General features: G+C 68.2%; 18 protein-coding genes and 4 tRNA genes. 4 read left to right on the top strand and 18 right to left on the bottom strand.

Annotated elements, in window-relative coordinates; translation table 11 throughout:
* Window positions 1-292: 292 nt before the first annotated feature.
* The 4 genes from ACOOHF_RS08485 to ACOOHF_RS08470 are packed head-to-tail and all read right to left on the bottom strand — an operon-like array spanning window position 293 to window position 3,394.
* Window positions 293-937, bottom strand: coding sequence for a hypothetical protein (locus tag ACOOHF_RS08485; RefSeq protein ID WP_420464177.1), 645 nt, complete (start codon window positions 935-937; stop codon window positions 293-295).
* A gap of 2 nt (window positions 938-939) precedes the next feature.
* Window positions 940-1,416 carry a hypothetical protein gene (locus ACOOHF_RS08480; RefSeq protein ID WP_420464176.1) on the bottom strand — a complete coding sequence of 159 codons (477 nt, stop codon included), beginning with the start codon at window positions 1,414-1,416 and terminating at the stop codon, window positions 940-942.
* On the bottom strand, window positions 1,413-2,795 hold the full coding sequence (locus ACOOHF_RS08475; RefSeq protein ID WP_420464175.1) for a nicotinate phosphoribosyltransferase: 1,383 nt from the start codon (window positions 2,793-2,795) through the stop codon (window positions 1,413-1,415). The genes ACOOHF_RS08480 and ACOOHF_RS08475 overlap by 4 nt, the downstream gene beginning before the upstream one ends.
* 8 nt (window positions 2,796-2,803) lie before the next feature.
* Window positions 2,804-3,394 carry an isochorismatase family protein gene (locus ACOOHF_RS08470; protein ID WP_420464174.1) on the bottom strand — a complete coding sequence of 197 codons (591 nt, stop codon included), beginning with the start codon at window positions 3,392-3,394 and terminating at the stop codon, window positions 2,804-2,806.
* 152 nt (window positions 3,395-3,546) lie between these two features.
* On the opposite strand from ACOOHF_RS08470, the gene queC reads away from it, so the two are divergent.
* Together queC and ACOOHF_RS08460 are read left to right on the top strand one after the other, a co-directional pair.
* Window positions 3,547-4,254 (top strand): 7-cyano-7-deazaguanine synthase QueC, encoded by a 708-nt coding sequence (gene queC, locus ACOOHF_RS08465; RefSeq protein WP_420464173.1) that lies wholly within the window; start codon window positions 3,547-3,549, stop codon window positions 4,252-4,254.
* A gap of 311 nt (window positions 4,255-4,565) precedes the next feature.
* Window positions 4,566-4,916, top strand: a complete 351-nt coding sequence (locus ACOOHF_RS08460) for a hypothetical protein (protein ID WP_420464172.1) — start codon at window positions 4,566-4,568, stop codon at window positions 4,914-4,916.
* A gap of 586 nt (window positions 4,917-5,502) precedes the next feature.
* Here ACOOHF_RS08460 and ACOOHF_RS08455 read toward each other — a convergent pair.
* Together ACOOHF_RS08455 and ACOOHF_RS08450 are read right to left on the bottom strand one after the other, a co-directional pair.
* Window positions 5,503-5,931 carry a DUF6941 family protein gene (locus ACOOHF_RS08455; RefSeq protein ID WP_420464171.1) on the bottom strand — a complete coding sequence of 143 codons (429 nt, stop codon included), beginning with the start codon at window positions 5,929-5,931 and terminating at the stop codon, window positions 5,503-5,505.
* Between the two features lie 158 nt (window positions 5,932-6,089).
* Window positions 6,090-6,171 (bottom strand) — tRNA-Ser (locus tag ACOOHF_RS08450).
* Between the two features lie 193 nt (window positions 6,172-6,364).
* Here ACOOHF_RS08450 and ACOOHF_RS08445 point away from each other — a divergent pair.
* The gene (locus tag ACOOHF_RS08445; protein ID WP_419934563.1) at window positions 6,365-6,622 is read left to right on the top strand and encodes a hypothetical protein; all 258 of its coding nucleotides are present in this window, start codon (window positions 6,365-6,367) and stop codon (window positions 6,620-6,622) included.
* Between the two features lie 109 nt (window positions 6,623-6,731).
* On the opposite strand, the gene ACOOHF_RS08440 is transcribed toward ACOOHF_RS08445, so the two are convergent.
* The 6 genes from ACOOHF_RS08440 to ACOOHF_RS08415 form a co-directional block, all read right to left on the bottom strand.
* A tRNA-Ser gene (locus ACOOHF_RS08440) sits at window positions 6,732-6,819 on the bottom strand.
* A 176-nt stretch (window positions 6,820-6,995) separates the two neighbouring features.
* Window positions 6,996-7,081 (bottom strand) — tRNA-Ser (locus ACOOHF_RS08435).
* A gap of 22 nt (window positions 7,082-7,103) precedes the next feature.
* Window positions 7,104-7,176 (bottom strand) — tRNA-Gln (locus tag ACOOHF_RS08430).
* A gap of 115 nt (window positions 7,177-7,291) precedes the next feature.
* Window positions 7,292-7,606: a hypothetical protein gene (locus ACOOHF_RS08425; protein ID WP_420464170.1), complete on the bottom strand. Its 315-nt coding sequence runs from the start codon at window positions 7,604-7,606 to the stop codon at window positions 7,292-7,294.
* Window positions 7,603-7,842, bottom strand: a complete 240-nt coding sequence (locus ACOOHF_RS08420; RefSeq protein ID WP_420464169.1) for a hypothetical protein — start codon at window positions 7,840-7,842, stop codon at window positions 7,603-7,605. Before ACOOHF_RS08420 ends, ACOOHF_RS08425 begins: the two co-directional genes overlap by 4 nt.
* Before the next feature lie 68 nt (window positions 7,843-7,910).
* Entirely contained in the window at window positions 7,911-8,891 is a 981-nt protein-coding gene (locus ACOOHF_RS08415; RefSeq protein ID WP_420464168.1) for a GntR family transcriptional regulator, read from the bottom strand.
* 191 nt (window positions 8,892-9,082) lie between these two features.
* Between ACOOHF_RS08415 and ACOOHF_RS08410 the strand changes: the two genes are divergently transcribed.
* Window positions 9,083-11,167: a glycosyltransferase family 39 protein gene (locus ACOOHF_RS08410; RefSeq protein WP_420464167.1), complete on the top strand. Its 2,085-nt coding sequence runs from the start codon at window positions 9,083-9,085 to the stop codon at window positions 11,165-11,167.
* A gap of 6 nt (window positions 11,168-11,173) precedes the next feature.
* Here ACOOHF_RS08410 and polX read toward each other — a convergent pair whose 3' ends face one another.
* The 6 genes from polX to ACOOHF_RS08380 all read right to left on the bottom strand — a co-directional run bounded on the left by polX (window position 11,174) and on the right by ACOOHF_RS08380 (window position 23,041).
* On the bottom strand, window positions 11,174-12,934 hold the full coding sequence (gene polX / locus ACOOHF_RS08405; protein WP_420464166.1) for a DNA polymerase/3'-5' exonuclease PolX: 1,761 nt from the start codon (window positions 12,932-12,934) through the stop codon (window positions 11,174-11,176).
* The gene (ligA, locus tag ACOOHF_RS08400; protein WP_420464165.1) at window positions 12,934-15,036 is read right to left on the bottom strand and encodes an NAD-dependent DNA ligase LigA; all 2,103 of its coding nucleotides are present in this window, start codon (window positions 15,034-15,036) and stop codon (window positions 12,934-12,936) included. The genes polX and ligA overlap by 1 nt, the downstream gene beginning before the upstream one ends.
* Before the next feature lie 53 nt (window positions 15,037-15,089).
* A complete protein-coding gene (locus tag ACOOHF_RS08395; RefSeq protein ID WP_420464164.1) occupies window positions 15,090-15,725 on the bottom strand; it encodes a hypothetical protein in 636 nt (211 codons plus the stop codon).
* A gap of 49 nt (window positions 15,726-15,774) precedes the next feature.
* The gene (locus ACOOHF_RS08390) at window positions 15,775-16,380 is read right to left on the bottom strand and encodes a hypothetical protein (protein WP_420464163.1); all 606 of its coding nucleotides are present in this window, start codon (window positions 16,378-16,380) and stop codon (window positions 15,775-15,777) included.
* A gap of 356 nt (window positions 16,381-16,736) precedes the next feature.
* On the bottom strand, window positions 16,737-20,234 hold the full coding sequence (locus ACOOHF_RS08385; RefSeq protein WP_420464162.1) for a TonB family protein: 3,498 nt from the start codon (window positions 20,232-20,234) through the stop codon (window positions 16,737-16,739).
* A gap of 2 nt (window positions 20,235-20,236) precedes the next feature.
* Window positions 20,237-23,041, bottom strand: a complete 2,805-nt coding sequence (locus ACOOHF_RS08380) for a prolyl oligopeptidase family serine peptidase (RefSeq protein WP_420464161.1) — start codon at window positions 23,039-23,041, stop codon at window positions 20,237-20,239.
* Window positions 23,042-23,258 lie beyond the last annotated feature (217 nt).

Genomic DNA, 23,258 nt, shown 5'->3' with positions numbered 1-23,258 from the left:
GTCCCGCCGTCAACAGACCCCGCGAGGGGCCAGTCTCCGAACCCGCCATGCCCGTTTTCCGCTTCCCCATGGCGCGCCGACCGCGACAACGGCCAGTCGCGCGCTTCCACCCCTCCACCCCGGTACATGCCGGTTGGGGGACCCCCGCATCACCTCTGCCGGACGACTACTTCAGAGATCGATGCGTATGTATCCTAGCGCCGAAGCGTCGCGCGTTCAAGTTGGAACACCGGCGGGCGGTTCAAGGTCCCCCCGGACATGGGGATGGGAGCCCTTCGGGCGCGGAGATCCGTCAGCGGATCTCGACGTAGCGGGCGAGGCGCTCCACCTCGTCTTCGTCCACGTATTTGCCGATTTCGCGCCGGAACTGCGCCATCGACGTATAGGGGCGATACTCCTCGAATTCGTGCTGCATTCGCGCTCCGACGCCCGGGATGCCGAGGATCGCCTCCTCGGTCGCCGTGTTGAGGTCGATCCGGACGTAGACGTACTGGGCGAGCCGCGCGAGTTCGTCATCGTCCACATACTTCCCGATCTCGCGGTGGAACTGGGGGAGGGCGACGTACGGGCGGTATTCCTCGAACTCGTGCAGCATGCGGTTTCCGACGCCCGGGATGAGCAGGATCTCCTCGTCCGTCACATCGTTGAGGTCGATGGGGACGAACATGGCGCGATAGCCGGACTCATGCCCCTCCGCCGGGACGTGCTCGGCCACCACGGTGTGCAGGTCGGCCATCCGCAGGAAGGGACGCGCTTCCATGATCGCGGCGACCGCGTCCGCGTCGAGCCCGGGCACGCCGGCAAGCTGCTGCTCGGTCGCGAGATTCGGGTTCACGAGGCCGAGATTCTCCCCCACCTGTGCGTGCGCGGGGGCCACGGCCACGAACGAGGCGACGAGCATGGCGCCCGCGATACCGAAGTGAGCCCTGGATTCCATTTCTATTCCCCTTTGTCCAATGATTCCGGGCGTGCGAGGGCCGGGTGGCCCAGGGCGACGAGAAGGCCGAGCAGACCCATCTGCATCATCTGCCCGGGCGCCAGCGCCGGCATGGCGCCCATGAACACCTTCATGATCAGGTCGAAGCCGCCCACGGCCGGGTTCATCTCCATCTCGAACTCCATGTTCGACTTCAGATGGAGGTACACGCCGAGGCCGCCCGCGCACAGGTACAACCCCATCAGGAGCTGAAACACGCGAAGCCGCCTCCGCGTGGCACGGAGCGCGAGCAGGGCGCCCGCCACGATACCCAGCCCCAGGAGGACGATCGGCGTCCACTGCCACGGATCCTCGAAGTGCTCGAGCAGGAGCAGCTCCGCAGCCGTTCCGCCGCAGCCGAGCAGAAAGAGCCCCAGCGCGAGACGCCGCCACATGGTCGACAGCCCGCGGCGGTCGAGGAAACGGTGCAGAGGTTTCAAGGCGGGTCGCCCGCGCCGAACAGGAGGTCCGCCTCTCCGGCCAGGGCCCGGACGCCGGCCGAGGGCTCGACCCGATACGCGGTTCCGGCCGGCTCGAGTGAGCGAAGCTCCTCCGGGAGCGACGCGCAGGAGGACCGGACGCGTTCGCGGATTTCGTCCGGCGTCGGATCGGGGGCGACCCGTTTCCCCGCACGCATGACCGGCCGCAGAAGCGGCTCCCCGCCCGGATCTTCCTCCTCGAGCGCGAGGACATCGCCCGACACGAGGCCGTCGGCGTACCGCCTGAACACCTGTTTCCGCCCTGGCCACGTCGCCTTCCCCTCGGAACGCTTGCTGCGCGGGCGGCCCGCGTACTCCTGGAGCTTGTAGACGCTGTCGAGCGTGGGAGCGTCGGTGGACACGGTGAGCGCGCTCCCTACCCCGAAGCCGTCGATCGGGGCCCGGACCAGCCGGGCAACGTCGTACTCATCGAGGGAACTGCTCGCGAAGATGCGGACCTCGGGGCAGCCACCCTCGTCCAGGATCCGGCGCACCCGGTGCGCGTGCGCGGCGAGGTCGCCGGAGTCGAGGCGCACCCCGGCGATCTCGATGCCTTCCGCTCGGAGCCGCGGGGCGAGGCGGACGACGGTCGCCGCGCCGGCCTCGGTGTCGTACGTGTCGATGAGGAGTACCGCGTTGTCGGGATGCGCCCGCGCGAAGCGAAGGAACGCCTCCGCCTCGCTGTCGTGCGCCTGCACGTACGAGTGTGCCATGGTGCCGTACGTCGGGATCCCCCAGCGCTGCCCGGCGGCGACGGTCGCCGTGCCGTCAAAGCCCGCGAGGTACGCCGAGCGCGCGGCGAGCAACCCGGCCTCCGAGCCGTGGGACCGCCGCAGGCCGAAATCCACCAGGACCATCCCGGGCGCGGCCGATGCGAAACGCACCGCCTTGGACGCGATCAGCGACGAGAAGTTGATGAGCGAGATCAGCCGTGTCTCCACGAGCTGCGCCTGAGGGAGCGGCGCGGTCACCCGCAGCACGGGCTCCTCGGGGAAGAAGACGGTGCCTTCGGGCATCGCTTCCACGTCCCCCCGAAAGCGCAGATCGGCGAGCCAGTGGACGAACGCGGCCGGAAACCCGGGCTGTCCCTCGAGCCATTCCAGTTCGTCGGGCTCGAAGCGCAGCCCCTCCAGATAGTCGAGCGCCGGGGCCAGCCCGGCGGCGAGGAGAAAGTTGCGCTGCGGAGGGAGCCGGCGGACGAACAGATCGAACACGGCGATCTCGTTCATGCCGTGCTCCCAGTACGCCTTCAGCATCGTGAACTGGTAGAGGTCGGTGAGCAGGACGCTATCGCCCGGATCCCTTCGCGGCTCGATGCGGCCGGCCCCGGCTGCTTCCACGGCTTCCATCACCCGCCGAGAGCCGCTCGCGTGAGCGCGAAGTCCGCCCCCGCGTCCCGCATGCGCGCGATCGCGCGGACCCCATCGCCGGACTCTACCTCCACAGCGCGCACGGCATCTTCGAGCACGATCACGTCAAAGCCCTCCTTGCGGGCGTCGAGCACGGTGTTGAGTACGCAATAGTCGGTCGCCAGCCCGCCCACGAAGACGCGTGCAACGCCCTCCTCCGACAGTCGTTGCGCGAGGTCCGTCCCCGCGAACCCCGAATAGGCGTCCGCGTCCGCACCCATCGCCTTCGAGATGATCGCCGCCGAAACCGGGAGGTTCAGCGCCTTCGCGAACGCCGCGCCGTCGGTCCCCGCGACACAGTGCGGCGGCCAGATCCCGCCACGTTCGAAGAACGAGCAGTGATCCGCGGGGTGCCAGTCCCGCGCGGCGAAGACCGGGAGGCCCGCTTCCGCGAACGTGCGAATCGCCTCGTTGAGGGGCGGAATCACGGCGTCCCCCTCGAAGATGGCGAGCGCGCCCCCCGGGAGGAAATCGTTCTGCACGTCGACGATGACCAGAGCGTCCTCCCTGCCGGGCGGTGGCCCCTTCATCTCGTCTCCTGCCTTGCCCACGTTCTCGTTTCCTCGGGGTGCCCGGCGTCGGCCGGAATCCGCTTCCGGCCCTACGTTACCATGCGTTGCCAGGTGGTGCGAAGACACGTTACAAGTGGCTCACCCGGGTCAGCCGCGAAGTCCAATCCGTATTGAAGAGGTGGATGATGGGAAGGAAAGCCGTGGTCCTTCTGAGCGGCGGACTGGACTCGGCGACGACCCTGGCGATCGCCAGCGAACAGGGATACCGGACCTACGCGCTGACCTTTCGGTATGGCCAGAGGCACGAGATCGAGGTCGACGCCGCTTGTCGCGTGGCCAAAGCGGTGGGCGTGATCGAGCACCTGGTCACCGAGATCGACCTCCGGACGTTCGGCGGCTCCGCGCTCACCGGGGACCTGGAGGTGCCGAAGGATTCGGGCGCATCCGGCGCTTCCGAGGGTATCCCGGTGACATACGTCCCGGCGAGAAACACGATCTTCCTGTCGTTCGCGCTCGCCTGGGCGGAGGTTCTCGGGTCTTCCGACATCTTCATCGGGGTCAACGCCGTCGACTACAGCGGGTATCCCGACTGCCGCCCCGAATTCATTGACGCGTTCGAGAAACTCGCGCGTTTCGGCACCCGGGCGGGAGTTGAGGAAGGCCGCCCGTTCCGGATCCACGCGCCACTCATCGACCTGACCAAGGCGGAGATCATTCGGCGTGGACTCGAGTTGGGCATCGACTACGGGATCACGCGGAGTTGCTACGACCCCGACGCGTCGGGCGCGGCGTGCGGAGAGTGCGAGTCGTGTCGGCTGCGGCTGGCGGGGTTCGCCGCGGCGGGAGCCGAGGATCCAGCCCCCTACCAAGTCACCTGACGGTTCGAACTCCTTCCGCACGCGGCGGTCATTCATCCGCGGTACTCGGTCGATCCGACGCGGCCCTGGATGGGCGTCGGCCCGATGGGCTGGGCCCGGGCCTCGGCGAACCTCACCGCCAAGTTCGAGAATCGCCTCGGCCAGGAGGCCGGCGGGCCGGTCGGCCTCCTCCTCCCGATCCCCCAGGACCGCGAAGACGAGAACCTCACGGGGCTCCGCCGGCAGCTCGGGGAGGCGAAGGGCGGCACCGTGCTGGTCGAGACGACGGCGGACGCGTGGGGCGAAGGCCGGGCCGCGGCGCCTCAGTCCGATTGGCGGCCGCAGCGGTTCGGCGCGGATCCTCCGGCGACGCTCGAGGCCCTCCGGACCTCCGCCGGACAGACGGTCGCGGCGGCCTGCGGGATTCCGCCGGCGTCGTCTCGCGGTCCGACGGTACGGCGCTCCGCGAGGCGTGGAGGCAGTTTCTGTTCGCCACGATCGCGCCGGTCTCGAAGCTGGTCGAGCTCGAGCTGAGCGCCAAGCTCGACGTCGCCGTCACGCTGACGCACAAGGAGATGCGCGCCTCGGACCTAGCCGCCCGGGCCCGGGCGTTTCAGTCGATGGTCGGGGGCGGCATGGACCCGGCGAAGGCGGCGGGGCTCGCCGGGCTCATGGCCGATTGAGGCCGGATTTCAGGCAGGAACCAGTCGCGACGTTGCGGGAGGGGACGTGCTGAGGTGGCTCTCGGGGATCGAAAAGGCGCAAGTGACCTTCGTCACCGTGGCCTCCGAAGTGTATGCGGGTTCCGGGATAGGAACGTGGCTTTCGAGCATGGCTTCGATGAAGAGGGCCTGAGCCTCGCGCAGTTCTCGAACCGCCTCGTTATGGCTTCTACCTTGAGCTATGCAACCAGACAATTCCAGAATCCTGGCCACGTAGGGAGGAGCCTTACCGGATTCCTCGTACACGACGTCGATCGTGTAAGGTAGTGTCATGTAATAATTTAGTTTCTTCAACATTGTCCCTCCTCACCCTCCAACGTATCCAGCAGGGCCAGCAGCTTCAAGGCGTCGGTGACGTAAAACCGGTGCAGGTGGCGATGTCGTGCAACGATCCCTATGAGATGAGGGTAGCTCGGATGCTTGAAGATTGTATGCCTTCCTCCCTCCTTCTTCTCGAATCCGTAGCTCGTATACAGGCGGTGGAGCTCGCGCTCGCGGCAGCCCTGGGTGGTACGCGCCAGCTTGCTACGCAGTTTCTTATCACCCATCAAGCCGTAGGAAGTTGCGGAGGCTCAGGGGGCTGCACCTGCATGAAGCTGAACGAGATTTCCTTCTTGAGGTCGTTGTTGATGATGATGGAGATCGAATAGTCTCCAAATCTCGGCAATTGGATATGCGGGCCGAGCTGCATTACATGGTTTGCGCGTATTGCGTTCCCGGTGGTCACGTTCGACGCGACAAACTTCCCGGTCGTATCGAACACCGGCGCTCCATCGGCATCCATGCACCGAATCTCGACCTCGTGCTCCCGGTTTGCTTCAACAGCCGCAAGCTCCATTACGATGACGACGAAGCAGTTGGGAAACGTTCCAGGAGCTTGGCGTCCGTTGATGTTATTGAAGATTCCGAGGATGCTCAGCTTCTGGTCGTGCGAGACGACGACGTAGTCGGCAAGCACGGCGAGAGAAACTTCCATGATGTTCGGCCCCCTGTCCCCTGTCTCGCGGCTTCCACCCCCATTTCGCGGCTTCCGGCTCGGAGGATCAGACGCTTGTCGTCATATCAGAAGTGGTGACGTCCCAGCCTCGTTACTCCTATCGCGTTGAACGATAGCAGATTACGAGATTTACTTAACGGAGAGGGGGGGATTCGAACCCCCAAGCCCGTGAGGGCGCCGGTTTTCGAGACCGGTGCATTGCCGTTCTGCCACCTCTCCGGATGTCGCGCACCGCCAATCTGCACGGTACGCGCGGCCGGTGAAGGTGTTCCGCGAAGGCTCCCCATGTCAAACTTTTTGGGGGAGGGACGCTCCCGGCCTTGACACCATGGGCTATTTATCGCGTAGGATCGGTGAGGTTTCCGCCACTTCGGTGCGAAGTGGATGGGCGCCGACCATCCCGGAGGGTCATTTGGACGACGTAGAAATCCTGATCGCGGTGCTCTTCGGGAGCGCGTTCTTCCTCTCGGGGACCTTTGTCGGCCGTACCTTCTCACGCCTCTCCCACAAGCGGGAGGAGATGCTGGAACTCGTCAAGGTGCAGATGTCCGGCCTGCTCGGTGACGTCATGACCCGGTTCGAGTCCATCGAGGAGCGCATGGAGTTCTCGGAGAAACTCCTGCTGGGCCGCGAGGCGGATCAAGCCGAAGGAGGCCACCAAAACACGTGAACGGACGGGGTGGGATGGGCTCACCTGCTCCGCAGGTTCGCCGAGCTCGCTCACTTCGTTCGCTCGGTTCGAACCCACGAGGCACGTGGTCGCAGCGGTGCTGTCGGAACGGACGGGGTGGGATTCGAACCCACGAGGCAGGGTTGCTGCCCACACGCTCTCCAGGCGTGCGCCTTAGTCCTCTCGGCCACCCGTCCGAAGGCCTCCGGATGCGCCGGAGGTATTGAGAGCAGGCGGAGGGGGTGGGATGGGCTCACCTGCTTCGCAGGCTCGCCGAGCTCGCTCACTTCGTTCGCTCGGTTCGAACCCACGAGACTCTCTCGAGTCGCGCCCCAAGCGGAGTACCGCCCCACACTTCTCCCTACGTCCCAGGCGGAGGGGGTGGGATTCGAACCCACGAGACTCTCTCGAGTCAACGCCTTAGCAGGGCGCCGCCTTAAGCCACTCGGCCACCCCTCCGCGTCCTGCGTCGTCCTGTTGATTGGCCCGCCAGGACTCGAACCTGGAATCTTCTGGTCCAGAGCCAGACGTGTTGCCAATTCCACCACGGGCCAACGTGCGTATCGCTCTCGGGTCCGGCACCAGGGTTCCCGGGGGAGCGACACGGGCCGTCGATAATATGCGCGCGGCTTCCGGCCTTCAAGGTTTCGGTTAAGCCTGGGCGGTTTGTTACGGCGTGTTGTCCGTCTCCACCGTCTCGGCGGCCGCCCGCCGTTCGGCTTCCCTGGCGGCGGCAGCGGAGGTTCTGAAGCCGGGACCGGTTCGCTCGGGGTTCTTCTCCGAGGCAGACACGACGTACCAGCGGTCGGCCCGGTCGTCCTCCCGGCCCATGTAGTGGCCGCGCACGAGCCGGTACCCGGCGATCTCGGCCCGGAAGCGATGCGCCCTCAGAATGACGCCGCGGTCGAAATCGCCGACCACGTCGCGGTCCGGGGTGCGGTCCAGGTTGCGGTGAGAGTCTCGGTTAAGGCCCCGGTCGCTCACTCTTTCAACCCAGAGTCTGCTGCCGCGGATGACATCCTTACGCGAACTTCACAGGATTTCCATATGAACGGAACGCCGCGGCAGATAGTCATCGTCACGCGGGCATGGCCTTCGGCATAGTCCTCCGCATAGTGCGTACGCGTCCTCGTGAATATGGCCGGGAAGCCGGGGAGTCCGGTGAGGCCGTCGATGACCAGCAGGGCCAGGATGATCAACCAAACTTGCCTCTTCTTCATGATGCCCGGACCTCCGTGGCACGGTGGGATCCTTCTGTTCTGAATTTACGCGTGAAAGACGACAACGGCTATGGCCTCCGCGGTTCGGCTTCGGCTCTCGAGAGATAGCGGTCCAGCCGCTCCAACTCCCGGGGCGGAACGAGTCTGATGGGCATCGCGGGGACGGAGACCGGCCTCACGTACGGGAGCGCCAGACGATCGTGGAAGACGACCGCCGCCGCAGACAGGGCGCGCTCGGCAGCCTGACGGTCGCGGGCGGGGTCCAGGGCCGTGAAGCTGATTCCGCGGGCGAAGTCGCGCGCGGCAAGTTCGGCCCCAAAGACGCGCACGGTCTCGCTCCGGGAGAGGAGGACGACCAGCCCCCGCCGCAGACGACGCCGCACGAACTCACGTTCGCATGTTCCGCCGGCCAGCGCGAGCGGCAGGCACTCGACGCGGTGCGCCCGGCGGATCCGCGGGAGGAGTTCGCGCCGAACGATCACTGGAACGCCCGCACGCACGAGGCGCGTCGAACCGGTCGCGTGGACATGGACCCGGCACGTTGCCTCCAACTCCGTGGCGAGCAGGGCTCTGAGACCTGCCCGTGGTTCCCAGAGGGTGACGCGGCGCGCATCCGCATCGCCCGCACCTCGCACGATTCGTTCCAGTTCCCGCAGGAGCTCCCAACGCGAGACCCCCCCCGCGTGCGCGCCGCGGAGCAGCGCAAGCGTTGCCTGACGGGCCGTCGGGCGGGTCGTCGCTGCGCTGAAGTGCCGGGCCGCACTCCTCCCACCCGCCTCCGGCCAGTCGCGAAACAGCCCGATCGCGGCACGGGGACGCTGCCCGCTGTGCAACTCGATGAGATTCCGCCGACGCAGCCGCGCCAGGGCCGCCCCGACCGTACCGCGATCCACGCCAAGAAGGCGCGCCAGATCCCGTGACGATGGGAGATGGGCTCCGGGCCTGACCTGCCCATCCCGGATCCCGGCCTCGAGATCCGCGGCGAGTTGCCTGCGAAGCGGGATGTAGTGGTCCCTCGCGAGCGGATGGAGTCCGCATCCACCGGTCATGCGCCACCCTCCTGGGTCGAAATCCGTCGGTGCCGGTTTCCCTCGCCGCCATTCTAAGGCCGGGTTTCAACGGAGGATCAACGCGAGGTCGCCCCGGGTTGAGGTCGGGTTCACGAACGGCGGGAAACTGACGGAAGGAGGCGAAGGAAGAGGAATGGACACGCTGGCGACGCGGGTCCGGGGAGGGGACGATGACACGCGTAACGGAGGCCGGGGATCTGGCGAAGCGGGTCGCGGGTTGGCTGTTTCTGGTCGTCCCCTTCATGCCTCTGCGGCTTCTGTTCGACGATCCGCCGGGCAGTTCAGGGCTGCCAGGTCCCGGGGAATGGATGCTCGGCCTCCTCGTCTGTGCGGGGGTCGCGTGGCTGGCCAGCCGACGGTTTCCGCTGGCGGTGGAACGGTCGGCCGACGCTCTCGCCGGTGTGCTCCGGTTCCCGCCCTTCCCGGCGTTCCTCCTGGCCGTGCTGGCGGCCCTCGCCGCGCTGCTGACGGCCACCAGCCTCGCGGCCTTCTCGCGCCGGCCCCTCCTCGTCGACACGATTGCCCAACTCTTCCAGGCGAAGATCTTCGCTGGCGGCGTCGCCTGGGTTCCCGCTCCCGAACTCGGCGCCTTTTTCGCGACGCAGCACATGGTCTCCGACGCGGGGAGGTGGTACGCGCAGTACCCACCCGGGCACCCGGCGGCGCTGGCGATCGGCGTGTGGGCCGGGGCGCCGTGGCTGGTCCCGATTCTCTTCTCGCTCCTCTCCGCCTGGCTCGTGATCGACACCGCTCGGCACATCTTCGGCGAGGCGGTGGGACGCGTGACTGCGGTCCTCCTCGTCCTGGCGCCGTTCTTCTGGTTCATGGGGGCAAGCCACATGAACCACGTGTCCTCGCACCTGCATATCTCGCTCTTTCTGTGGTGCTTCGCGCGCTGGGCGGGGACGGGGCCACGGCCCAGGGTTGGGGACGCGGCCCCCCGCGGTTGGATCCTCGCGGCGGGGCTGGCGCTGGGCGCGGCGTTCGTCACCCGTCCTCTTACCGCGCTGGCGGTGGGCGGGGCCCTGGCGCTGCCGGCGCTCAGGCTGGCGGCGCCCTGCCGCTGGTCGACGGCCCTCCTTGGGGCGGGCGGCTTCCTCGGCATCGCCTCGCTCTACCCGATCTTCAACGCTGCGACGACCGGCGACCCGCTCACACCCGGCTATCTCCGGCTGTGGGGGGAGTCACACGGCCTCGGCTTCCACCTCTCCCCCTGGGGCGAACTCCATACCCCTCTCGCAGGTCTCCGCAACGAACTCATCGACCTTGGCCTCCTGCAGGCCTTCCTGTTCGAAGGGCCGATCCCCGCCCTCGCCCCGCTCGGCATCTTTCTCGCGGCCGGCTGGTCTTCCGCGGCAAGGTCCGGGACCTGCTCCGGCGCGGGAGTACGAGCGAACCCCTCGATCGCGCGCTGGGACGGCCGGCTTCTCGGGGCTTTCCTCGCCATCCCGGCGGCCCGCTTCTTCTATTGGCACCGCGACGCGTTCCTCGGGCCGCGCTTTCTCTATGAGGGTCTCCCCTTCCTCCTCCCCCTGCTCGCGCGCTCGCTCCTGGGACTACTCCGACATCTCTCGGGCCGTCGTCCGGCATGGCTGGGAAGCGTCGATCTCGGGACTCTGACCACGGCGCTCATCGGGGCCGCCTTCCTCTATTCGCTCGCGTTCGGGATCCCGCAGCGATTCCGCACCTACGCGACGAATCTCGGAAGCCTGAAGCGGGATCTGACCGCGGAAGCCCGGCAGGCGGGTATCGAGCGGGGCCTGATCTTCGTGAAGGTGAGCTGGGGGAACCGGCTCATCGCCCGCGCGCGGGGGGCGGGCGCCAGCGCCTCCATCGCCGAGCGCGCGTACCGGCGTTCCGATCACTGCGAACTCGAACTCGTCCTGCGGGAGGCGGAAACCGAAGGCTGGAGCGGGGCCCGCCTCGACCGGAGGCTGGTCTCCCTCTTCCGCTCGGCGGACGAACTGGCGGGATTCCGGCTCAACGGCGATCCGACGCTCCGCTTCGCCCCCGAGCGTCCGTTGGCCGAGGTTTGCGTACACGAACTCCTGTACGATCGCGACGGCCGGGACGTGATGCCGGCCACGCCCTCGTACACGAACTATTCCCCCCACCTCCCGGCGAACGCCCCGGACCTGGAGGGGCCGCTGATCTTCGCCCGGGACCTGCGCGATCAGAACCACCGGCTGCGGGCTCGGTATCCGGACCTGTCGGCGTATCTCTATCGGGACGGGACTTTCGTTCGGCTCCCGTAGCCGGCGTCAGCCGAGGCCCGCGAGGAAGCCGTCGACGCCGCGCGTGTTGAGGACGTGCTCCGGGGTGAGCCACGCGCGGCGCGCCTGCTCGATCCCGTAGCGCGCGAGGTCGAGTTCGTCGGGCCGGTGCGCGTCCGTGGTCACGACGACCGGCACCCCCAGTTCGCGGGCGCGCCACAGGTGGGTGTCCTTGAGATCCAGCCGGTTCGGGTGCGAGTTGACCTCCACCGCGACTCCGAACTCCGCGCAGGCGTGGAGGATGTCGTCGATGTCGACGTCGATCGGACCCCTGCGGTTGAGGATGCGGCCGGTGGGGTGGCCGAAGATCATCGAGCGGGGGTGGGACAGCGCCTTCAGCACGCGCGCCGTCTGCCGCGCCCGCTCCAGTCCGAAGAAGGAGTGGACCGAGATGATGACGACGTCGAGCCCTTCGAGCATCTCGTCCTCGAGATCGAGCGAGCCGTCCCGGAGGATGTCCACTTCCATCCCCCGGAGGATCCGGATCTCGGGGTGCGCGGCCCGCACCTGTTCGATCTCCTCCCACTGGCGGCGGAGCTTGGCGGCGTCGAGGCCCTCGACCATGGCGAGCGCCTTCGAGTGGTCCGTGATCGCCATGTACTCGTACCCGCGCGCCGCGCAGGCCGTGACCATCGCCTCGAGCGAGACCCGCCCGTCGGACCAGGTGCTGTGCATGTGCACATCCCCACGCAGGTCCGAGCGCTCGACGAGGTCCGGGAGCGCGCCCGCGTCGGAGGCGGTGAACTCCCCGCGGTCCGTGCGCAGTTCGGGCGGAATCCACGCGAGATCCAGCGCTCGATAGACCGCCTCCTCGCTGGCGCCGGCGACCATCGCGCCTTCCGAAGCGACGCCCCGCTCCCCGAGGCGGTCGCCGACGGACTCACCGGGGATCTCGAACACGCCGTACTCCGACACCCGAAGCTTCCGCTCGAGAGCACGGCGCCGGAGCCTGATGTTGTGCTCCTTCGATCCCGTGAAATAGACGAGCGCCGCGCCCCAACTCTCGGCCGGCACCACGCGCAGGTCGACCTGCAATCCGCTCCGCAGCCGGACGGAGGTCTTCGTCCCGCCGGCCCCGATCACGCTCTCCACGCCGGAGAAGCCCACGAGGGCGTCCGAGGCGGCGTGCGCGTCCTCGGCCAGGACGAGGATGTCGATGTCGCCCACCGTTTCCTTGCGGCGGCGATAGCTCCCGGCGACCTCCAGCCGCGTGATACCCGGCGTCGCCCGCAGGTGCTCGATCAGCGGCGGGAGCAACTCGTCCACCTCGCCGAGCCGGAAGCGAGCGGTGTTCGTCCGATAGTTGCGGATGCCCCGGAGGATCAGGTCCTGCGTCTTGAGTCCGAAGCCTGGGAGTTCGGCGACGCGCCCCTCCTTCGCGACCTCCTCGAGATCCTCGATCGACTCGACGCCCAGTTCGTCCCACAGCTTCCGCGCCTTCTTCGGACCGACCCCCGACAGCCGCATCAGATCGACGAGGCCCGGAGGGATCTCGGCGGCGAGTTCATCGAGCATCGCGAGGCGACCACTCTCCACGAGTTCGCGGATGTTCTCGGCCATCCCCTTCCCGATCGACGGGAGTTCGGTCAGGTCGGCGCCCTGCTCGACGAGCTTCCGCAGGGGCGAGGCGTGCGCGTTGATCGTGCGCACCGCGTTGCGATACGCCCGGATGCGGAACGGATTCGCCTGCTGGATTTCCAGGAGGTCGGCCACCTCGTCGAGGACGCGGACGATCTCGATGTTCTCCATCAGGCTTCGCCGGGCTCCCCCGATGCGTCGGCCCGGTCCGCGGCGTCAGCCTCTCCCGATCCGTCGTCCACGTCGGACCCTCCCGAGTTATCCGCCCCCCCACCGCTAAGAAGTTCGAGGAGGCCCGCTTCGTCGAGAATCTCGACCCCGAGAGTCTGGGCGCGTTCGAGCTTGCGGCCCGGGTTTTCGCCCGCCACGACGTAGCTCGTCTGCTTGCTCACCGAGGATGTGACCTTCGCACCCTGGGCTTCGAGCCGTTTTGCCGCCTCGCTCCGGCTCATCGTCTCCAGCCATCCAGTGAGGACGATCCGAAGTCCGGCCAGCGCGTCCCCACTCCGGGGTGGCGGCACCGGATCGATGAACCCGCGCAGGTCGTCGACGATCCCGGACACGACGGGCCGGGCCAGGAAGGTGGTGATCTGCTCCGCCATCCGGGGGCCGATCCCGTCCACCGTCTGGAGCGTCTCGTCGTCAGCGGAGCGAAACTCCTCGAACGAGCGGAAGTGTGAGGCGAGTTGCCGCGCCACCGTCACCCCGACCTCGGGGATCCCGAGGCCGTAGATGAAGCGCGCGAGTTCGGTCCGGCGCGCGGCTGCGATCGCCTCGACGAGGTTCGTGGCGGACTTCTCGGCGAAGCCCTCCAGCTCCATCAGCGTCTCCGCCTTCAGCTCGAACAGCTGTGGCAGGTGGTCGATCACGCCCTGCCGAACGAGCAGGTTCGCGGTCTCATCTCCCAGACCCTCGATGTCGAGAGCGTGGCGGGAGCCGAGGTGCTGGATGCGGCCGGCGAGCTGCGCGGGACAGGCGAACAGGTTGGGGCAGAACGTGTAAGGGCCGCGCGGCTCCAGCACGGTCCCGCACGACGGACATTCGGCGGGCATGACCCACGGCTCCGCCCGCTCGCGGCCCGGCTCCTCGATCCGCTCCAGCACCTGCGGGATCACGTCGCCCGCCCGCTGCACGCGCACCCGGTCCCCCTCGCGGATGTCCTTGCGCGCGACCTCCTCCCGGTTGTGCAGGTTCGCCCGGCTCACCGTCACGCCGCCCAGTTCGACCGGCCGCATGAACGCGATCGGGGTCACGACGCCCGTCCGCCCGACGCTGGGGAAGATGTGGAGGAGCCGCGTCACCTCCTTGCGCGGAGGGAACTTGAGCGCGAACGCCCAGCGCGGGTGGTGCGACGTCTCCCCGACTTCGTCGCGGGCGGCCATGTCATCGAGCTTGACGACGATGCCGTCGATTTCGTAGTCGAGGTCGTCGCGGCCCTCCTCCAGTTCCGCGTGGAAGGCGAGGATATCCTCCACGCCGGCCGCGGGCCGGCAGCGTTCGTTGACGGGCAGCCCCCAATCGCGGAGCGCCTCGAGCGTCTCCCATTGCGTGGGCGGCGGCCGTCCGTCGATCGCGAGGATGTCGTAGACGTAGATGTCGAGCGGGCGGGCGGCGGTGATCCGGGGGTCCAGCTGCCGTAGCGATCCGGCCGCCGCGTTGCGCGGGTTGGCGAACGGGGGGCGGTCGCTCTCCAGCAGGCGGGCGTTCAGGGCCTCGAAGGCGCCCAGTCGCATGATCGCCTCGGCCCGCAGCGCCAGGAACGCCGGCACCTCGCGGTCCGCAACCCGTAGCCGGAGCGGCACCGAGTTGATGGTGCGGACGTTCTCCGTCACGCCCTCGCCACGGACCCCGTCCCCCCGCGTCACCGCCCGCGACAGGAGGCCGTCCTCATACACGAGTTCGATCGAGGCGCCATCCAGCTTGGGCTCGACGACGTAGATCACGTCGTCCCCCAGCGCCTTCCGCATGCGCTCGTCGAAACGCTGCAGCGGCTCCAATTCGGCAGACGAATCGAGACTCAGCATGGGCGCCGCGTGCTCGAGCGTCTCGAACGCGTCGAGCGGTTCGGCCCCCACGCGCTGCGTCGGCGAGTCCGGGGTGACGAGCTCCGGGTGCGCCTCCTCCAGCGCCTTCAGTTCGCGGAACAGCTCGTCGAACCGCTCGTCCGAGATCTCCGGTCGGTTGCGGACGTAGTACCGGTAGGAATGGTGGCGCAGCGTCTCGCGAAGGTCGCGGACCCGCCTGGCGACGTTGCCGGGACTCGAATCGCTCATGGCGCGGAAGCTACCCCTGCCGCCGGCCGCGAAACAGAACGCCGAGCGCGCTCTCAGAACCGCCAGCCGGCGACCGCCCCCCACATCACATAGCCGGCGTCCAGCGTGTTGAGAGCGGAGAAGGGCCGCGCGAACGCTCCTCTGAACTCGAAGGTGACCCCACCTCGGATCATGGCGCTGTACTCCCTGCGATCGAAGCCGATATCCCCGTATACGACTTCGACGAGGCTGCTCTCCATGCCCGCGATCAGGTTTGGAATGATCTCCAGACCGGATCCCGCTCTGGTCAGGCGGTGCCCGAGGGCCAGCCCAATCCCCCAGTTGAGACCACTCCGGTCGCCGATTACACCGCGGTCGCGGAACGGAACGCCCTCGAAGCCTGCCGTCGCCACCGGGCACAACGAGACCCCGTCATAGGGAAGCCGCACGGCCACGTCCGTCCGGACAAAGACGAAGTCGGATCGTGCCCCGGATTCGTGCTTTCGGGAGAAGCTCAAGAGCTGACCGGTCGCGGCCACTTCCCCGCGGCTGAAGCCGGCCGCTGCTCCGAACCCCTTATCGTTGTTGGACTCCTGATGCCTCACGGCTGCCGCGGGCCCCAGGAAACTGTTCCCGCCGAACCCGAGGCAGGCTTGGGCACCGAGGGAGGCCGGTGTCGCGAGCCCCGGCAGGGCCAGCCACACCAGCACGTGTAGTACGGACCTCGGCGAGGGAACGGGCCGGCGTTCGCGACGGGGGTCAGAAGGTGACGCCAAGGAGGGCTCCTGCCAGCAGATAGCTGTCGTCGGCGGTGGTGAACGCGGCGTACGGTCGAACGAGGATCCTTCCGATTTCAACCGTGATGCCGCCCCGGATCACGGCGCTGACTTCCCGGCCCCCTTCCACGATATCGTCGTAGAGCCGATCCACCGCGTAGTTCTCGACGCTCACGATCAGCGAAGGAATGAGCGCGAAGCCGGAGCCCGGTGCGCTGAACCGCTTCCCCACGGCCACGCCGCCCCCGTAGACGGTTTCGCTCTTGTAGGGGAGGTCGGAGAAGTTTCTCGACAGGACGCCTCCGGTACCTACGGTGACGACCGGGCACACCGATAGCAGCGGGATCGGAAGCTTCAGGGCGACGTTCGCCCGTGCATCCTCGAAGTCGAAGTCCTGGTCGAACTCGTCAGCCCCCGAGAATTTCAGGAAGCGACCCGTCGCGGCCACCGGGCCCAGGTCGAGCCCGGCCGCACCTCCGATGCCCCGCGTGTCATCGGACCCTTCGCGCCACACCGCTCCGGAGCCACTCACGAACCCGGTGCCGCTGAACCCGAGGCATGCCTGTGCCCCAAGTGCGGACGGGGTCACCGAACCTACCAGGGCCAACCCCACCACCCATCGCTTCGCCACTCCCTGGCCTGTTCGGCAATTCGGTGACCCCGTCTGCATGTTCTGTCTCCGTCGCGCGGTGTAAGACATGGCGGGACCAGGACCTCGCTCCCGGTGATGACCGCATTGCTCCTACCCCGGCGGCCGGGCCGGGTTCTCTCAGGAAGGTCGCAAGCAGGAGGTGGGCGAAGACCGATGTACTGGCCGAGTGATGGGCGGTCGTGGAGCCGGCGGGAGTGGCTGGACCGAGCCGCAGCGTTTGCCCGTTCCCTTCCGCCCAAGTGACCACAGCGCGGCGCGTTGCGCCGCCGCGTCCAGCTTCGCGCCGCGCCCTGCTACTTAGCCTCGAAAGTGAACCATTGGCTGACCCACACGGCTTGTGGCCGGTCGTCGGTCGTCGCGGGCTCGAAACGCATCCCCCTCGCGACGGCCAGGGCGGCACGATCCAACGCCTCGTTGCCGCTGGACGTGTTCAGCGTTCGACGTTGGACGACCCCTGACTCGTTCACGTTTAACCACACCTCAACTCGGCCGCCGATGCCCGCGGCCCTGAGGTCGGCCGGATAGAACGCCACCAGCAGTCGCTGTACTTCGCCGGTATTCCTGAGTACCGGCGACGTGTCGACGGGGATCTCGCGGGGAGGCAGGCCCGCCAGCTCCAGCAGCTCATCGAGCGCATCCGCCGCGGCACTGTCCCGGGCCCGCGCGGCCTCCACATCGGCGCGGACTTGCCGGAGCCTCCGCTGCTGGTCGTCGGACGGGCCCGAGAGCGAGCCGGTCGTCGATGGACCGCCGTCGAACTTGCCCCGGAGACCAGTCCACCAGTTTCGGATGTCGCCGTTGATGGAGCGCCAGTCGTCGGCGAGCCCCTCGATCTCGGCCATGAGTTCGCGGGCGCGCTCGAGAGCGTCCGCTGACGCATCCGACGCGCCTTCCAACGCCTCGAGTGCATCGGAGGCCTGGCGCTCATAAGCATAGGCATCGCTGCCGCTCGCGTACGCCGAACTCTGCAGCCCGAAGAGGGCCATCGTGAAGTCGTATCGGGCTCTGCGTTCCTCGGCCGAGAGCGGCAACTCCGGATCGGGGCGCACTTCGAGCAGTTGTTCGTGCGTCTCGGCGCCAGCGGTCACGCGCACCACGAACGTCCCGGGCAGAACGAGCGGGCCCTCTGGGCCAGCGTCCAGATTGGGCACTTCGTACCGCGTGGTGTCCTGGTCGAGCGGGTCGTGCCGCAAATCCCACGTGATCCGGTTGAGGCCGGCTGCACCCGGGCCCTCGAGCCCGCGGATGTCCTGTCCGACATGGTCCAGCACATCGATCGACACAGTGCCCTGTGTCGCCATGGGGAGCCAGTAGTCGATGTTGGCGCCGAACGCGGGGTTTTCCGCGCGGAACGACCCCTGGCCCATCGAGGGCACGTCGTTGCGATACAGGAAGAGGGGCGCGGGGCGCGGGGCGAAGAACTGCATGGCGCCGTCATTCGTTGCGGCCGTGGCTGAGCGCTGCGACAAGGGCGTGATGTCGTCGAGGATCCAGATGGCGCGGCCGTGCGTGCCGAGGACGACATCGTTCTCGCGCGGATGGATCTCGATGTCGTCGACCGGAACGGCGGGCAGCCCCGAGCCGAGCGGGGCCCACGTCGCCCCCCGGTCCACGGATGCGAAGGCCCCGTTCTCGGCGCCGGCGAGCAGCAGATCCGGGTTGTCCGGATGCTCGCGGATCACGTTCACGCTCGCCATCCCGCCGCCCGTCGCCCGACCGGTGACGGTCACCGCCGACGCGCGGCTCAGCCCGTCCGCGAGCGACCGCCACGTGGCGCCATAGTCCTCCGTCACCACCGCGTGCGGGCCATAATCGTTGTCCCAGTGCCCGTCCAGGCTCACGTAGGTGCGACCCGCCTCCGCGTGCGAGGTCTCGACCCAGCTCACGTAGTACGGGAACGGGAGCCCCGCGGCCGCGGCCACCCGGTCGGTCAGATCCTCCCAGCTCGCGCCGTCGTCCCGGCTCAGGCGCACCGAGCCGTCGTCCGCGCCGATCCACAGCACCCCCGCCTCGACCGGCGACTCCGCCACCGCCGTGATCTCCCCGTAACCCGACGCCCCGTCGTGCTTCGAGAGCGTGGTCGAGTCCGGACGCGCCCCCATCAGCTCGAGACTGTCCTGATGGATCTGCCGTGTGAGGTCCTCCGTCACGCGCCAGCTCTCCCCGCGGTCGTCCGAGATGAAGAGCCGGTTCCCGCCCAGGTACACCCGCGCCGCGTCGTGCGGCGACACGAGGATCGGCGACTTCCAGTCGAAGCGATATTCGACCGTCGAGTCCGGCGGGAAGGGCTTGAGCGCCTTGCGGTCCCCCGTGGCCAGGTTCACGCGCACGATCCCCGCGTTCTGCGAGGTCACGTACACGGTCCCGAGGTCCCCCCAGTCCGTCTCCGCGTACATCCCGTCGCCGTAGTCGAGCACCTGCCAGTCCCGGTTCATGATCCCCTGATAGCGGCGCGTGCGGCTCGGGCCCCTGTAGGAGTTGTTGTCCTGCAGGCCGCCGTAGACGTGATACGGGTCCGCAAGATCCAGATCGACGTCGTAGAACTGGGCGATGGGGATATTCCCGATGAAGGTCCAGTTGTCCCCGTCGTCCCACGTCGAATAGAGCCCGCCGTCGTTCCCCAGGATCATGTGGCGGGAATCCTCGGGGTCGATCCACAGGTCGTGGTGGTCCACGTGGACACCCGTGTTGTACTCGATCTCCATGGGCAGCGCCTCGAAGTTGTCGCCGCCGTCCACGGAGCGGTGCAGGCTCCCCGCCACGAGCCAGACGCGCTCCACGTCGTTGGGGTCGATGCGGAGCTGGCTGTAGTACATCGGACGCTGGTTCAGTTCGTTGACCCGCGTCCACGTCTCGCCGTAGTCGCGGGAGGTGAAGATTCCGCCCTCCCCGGCCTCCACCACGGCCATGACGAGGGCGGGATCCTGCGCGGAGACCGCGAGCCCGATCCGTCCCTTGTCGCCTTCCGGCAGGCCCTCGGTCACCTCCGCCCATGAGTCGCCGCCGTCCGTCGACTTGTAGAGGCCGCTTCCGGGCCCGCCGCCCGCGAACCCCCACGCCCGCCGCCGCCGCTGGTACGCCGCCGCGTAGAGCATCGACGGGTCCGCCGGATTGAGGGCGAGATCCACGAAACCCGTGTCGTCGTCGATGTGGAGGACCATCTCCCACGTCTCGCCGCGGTCGGTCGTCCGGTACACGCCCCGCTCGGGGTTGGGGCCGAACAGGTGCCCCAGCGCCGCGACCCACACGATGTCCGGGTTCGCCGGATGGACGACGATCCGTCCGATGTGCCGCGTCTCCTCGAGTCCGGCCAGGCGCCACGTCTCGCCGCCGTCGGACGAGTGGTACACGCCCTCGCCCCACGGCGAACTGTTGCGGTTGTTCGGCTCGCCGGTGCCGACCCAGATCTCCAGTGGGTCCGAGGGGGCGAGCGCGATGTCGCCCACGGACAGGTTCGCCGCGTCGTCGAAGATCGGCTCCCACGTCGTCCCGTGGTTGACGCTCTCCCAGACACCGCCCGAGGCGGCGCCCACGTAGATGTGCGACTGCGTCCCGGGGACGATCTCCACGTCCGAGATGCGACCGCCAGAAATGGCCGGACCGATCAGCCTCCAGGTCAGCCCCGCCGCAATCCGCTCGACGGACTGCGCGGCGCCGGTCGGGGAGCCCGGGGATTGGGCCTCCGCGCGCGGGGGCAAAGCCAGGAGCGCGACTCCCAGCGCCCCCAGCGACACGACCCTGCGCGGCGAAACAGCACTGCGGGCCGGAGCCCGGACAGGACGAATCGTCATCGTCAGCTCACCTTCTTCTTCCGGGGGCCGTCCTTCTGCTGGAGATACGGCACGCCGGTGGAGATCCACTCCGGCGCGGGTTCGCCCTTCAGGTAGTGGGCGAACCACTCCAGGATGCGGCTCTGGTAGTCGCGCTGGTTCGGCTCTTCCGCGAGTCCGTGGTTCTCGCCTTCGTAGACGAGCATCACCATGTGTTTTCCGGCGCGGCGGGCCGCGTTGTAGAACTCGACACCCTGGTTGAACTCGACCGCGCCGTCCTCCGTCCCGAACTCGATCAGGAGCGGCGTGTTCAGATCCTGGATGTGGTGGATGGGGGAGTTGGCGAAGTAGGAGTCCCAGTCCTCCCACCACGGCACCTGCATGCGCCCCTGGCTGATCTCGAAGATGCGCGCGTCCGTACCCCCCGAATTCCAGTAGAAGGAGAGGTACATGCTCATCAGGTTCGTGAGCGGGGCGCCGGCGACCGCCGCCGCGAACAGGTCGTCCTGCGTCACGAAGAAGGTCGTCTGGTATCCACCCCACGAGTGCCCGATGAGGCCCACGCGCTCGGCGTCGATCATCCCGGTCTCGACCGCCGCCGCCACGGCCGGGCGCAGCGTCTCCACGTTCGACTGCCCGGGCCGCCGGTCGCGGTACACGACATCCGGCCTGAGCACGAAATACCCCTCCTGGCTCCAGATCTGGACGTTGTAGTACCGCGTGGGATCCGGCACCTGATACTGATGGAGCGTCTGTGACAGCAATTCGTAGTGGTTCACGATCATCGGATATTTCCGGCCCGGATCGTAGTTGGCGGGATAGGTGAGCGCCCCCTGGAGGCGGCGTCCCCATTCGTTCTCATATTCGATGAGCTGCGTGCGACCCCAGGTGTAGTCCTCCTGGAAGGGATTGGTGCGGGTGACCTGCCGCGCATCGTCGAGATCCGGCCCGGCGACGAAATAGTCGGGCGAGTCCTCGAACCGCTCACGCCGGAAGGCGTAGACGTCGGCGTCCTCCGCCTTGAGCAGTCCGCCTCCGAAGCTGGCGTCCGCCCAGATCATGACCTCCTGCGGCTCTCCGCGGACGGCGCGCGAGAACCCGGCCTTCTTCGTCCACTCCCCATAGGTCGAATAATGGAGCGGCTCGTCCGGGTCGAAAGCGTCGGCCTCGCGGTCGAGCCGCACGAGGCGGTGCCGGATGGATTCCTCGGCCCCCGCCGTGAGGCGCCGGCCGCCGGAGCCATCGGGGTTCACCTCCCACACATCGAAGCGGTCGTTCACGAGCATCGCCGCGTCGTCCTCCAGCCAGCCGGCGATCCCGAAGGGCGACATCTGCTCGCGGGTCGGCGTCCGGTCGAGGTCCACGAAGGTCCCTCCGAGCCCGGCGGTCACGTTGCGCGTTTCGCCGGTGGCCAGGTCGTGGGTCCAGTAGTCCTCGCCCTCGAACCAGACCGCGTAGCGCCCCCCGGGGCTGCCCCCCATGTCGATCGTCACCCGCTCCCGGACGAGGGCCCGGCTCCCGCTCCGCGCGTCGACCGCGTAGAGGTCGTGGAACTGCTGGCGGAACATGGCGTCCACGTCGTAGGGCGTCTCGTCGCGGGCCAGCACGTGCCGCCCGCCCTCGGCGATCTCGGCCCGGTCCGCGTGATCTCCGCCCAGGAGCAGGAATCCGCCCGCCGCCAGATCCCACGCGCCGATGTCGTTCTCGCGCCGCAACCGGTCCTCGCGCACGCGTTGCTGGGGCACGGGGTCCACGTCGAGAGAATGCCAGATCTCCACCCCGGCGTCTTCCTCCTCATCTTCCGCCTCGTCTTCTCCGTCATCCTCCGCGTCCCCATCCCCGTCCGCCGGGTCCTCGGGAGCGTCGTCCTCGCCCGTCTCGGAGGGGATACGGTCCTGGAGGCCGAGGAAGACGGTGGCGCCGTCGTCCGACCACACCGGCGTCCGGTGCTCGACGATCCGCATCCCGGCCGGAAGCTCGGAGGGCTCCCGCGGATCGAGGGCGAACGCCGCGGGCGAGTCCGAGTCGAGCCCGCGCCACGCGAGGGCCACGTGCGCGGTGTCCTCGTGCGCCTCGTCCTCGAACGTCTTGAGGACGGCGAGATCGGGGGCCTCCTCGCGCCAGGTCAACTCCCGGTACGTCGCCTCGTCCGCGTCGAGCGACCGGATGCGGCCCGTCTCGGGGTCGTACAGCCGCACGCCGTTGCCGACCCGGTCCGCCGCGTCGAGCGTCATGGCAAGCAGGTTCCCACCCTCCTGCCACGCGAGTCCCGACACGTTGCCGAAGCTCATCGCCTCGCCCCCGTCGAGATCCCGAACGAGCGCGTCCACGCCGGCGTTCTCGCTGTCGGGGGACCCGTAGCGGCGGAGCGCCAGATACCTGCCGTCATCGGAGAAGGAGAACGACTGCACCGCTTCGATATCCTCCCGTTCCCCCGTCCGAAGGTCGAGAAGTCCCACGCCGTTCCGGACCGGCTCCCCGCTCTCCCGCAGCTTGTCGCGCTCGTCGGGGGACATACCGATGGCGAAGGCGAGCCAGCCGCCGTCCGCCCCGAACTCTGGTCTCGAGCCCTCGGAGACGACCGCGACCGAGTCGGCATCCGTCCGGTGGACGCGAAGCTCCGAACTCTCGTCCACGCGACGGACCACGACCGCGAGCCAGCGTCCATCGGGCGACAGCACGGCCTGCCCCGGACTCTCCCACTGGTCGTAGTCGTCCGCTCCGAGCGTGGGCTTGTCCTGGGCGGCCGCCGCGTCGGGAAGCGCGGCCACGATGGTGGCGAGTGTGAAGGCGAGGATCGCCGTGATTCGCCAAGGGATGTTCCTCATCTCTCTGTCTCCTCAACTTGCGGGCACCGCCGCACGGAGCGTCCGGCGGGCGGGCAGGATCCGCGACCCCGCAACATGCACCGGAGTCCGCTGTCCCGGGCAAGGGTACGCGGCCCATCGGAGTCCGCAATGGGGCGGAGAGATCGATTTGCGGCGGATTTCGGCACGAGGTAGGGTAGAACTCATGGAACGGTTTCCACCATCCGTCTTGAGAGGT

The sequence above is a fragment of the Candidatus Palauibacter sp. genome (assembly GCF_965216145.1).
GTDB lineage: Bacteria > Gemmatimonadota > Gemmatimonadetes > Palauibacterales > Palauibacteraceae > Palauibacter.
Note: the sequence above shows the minus strand (reverse complement) of the source record. Positions and strands in the feature narration are given on the sequence as shown.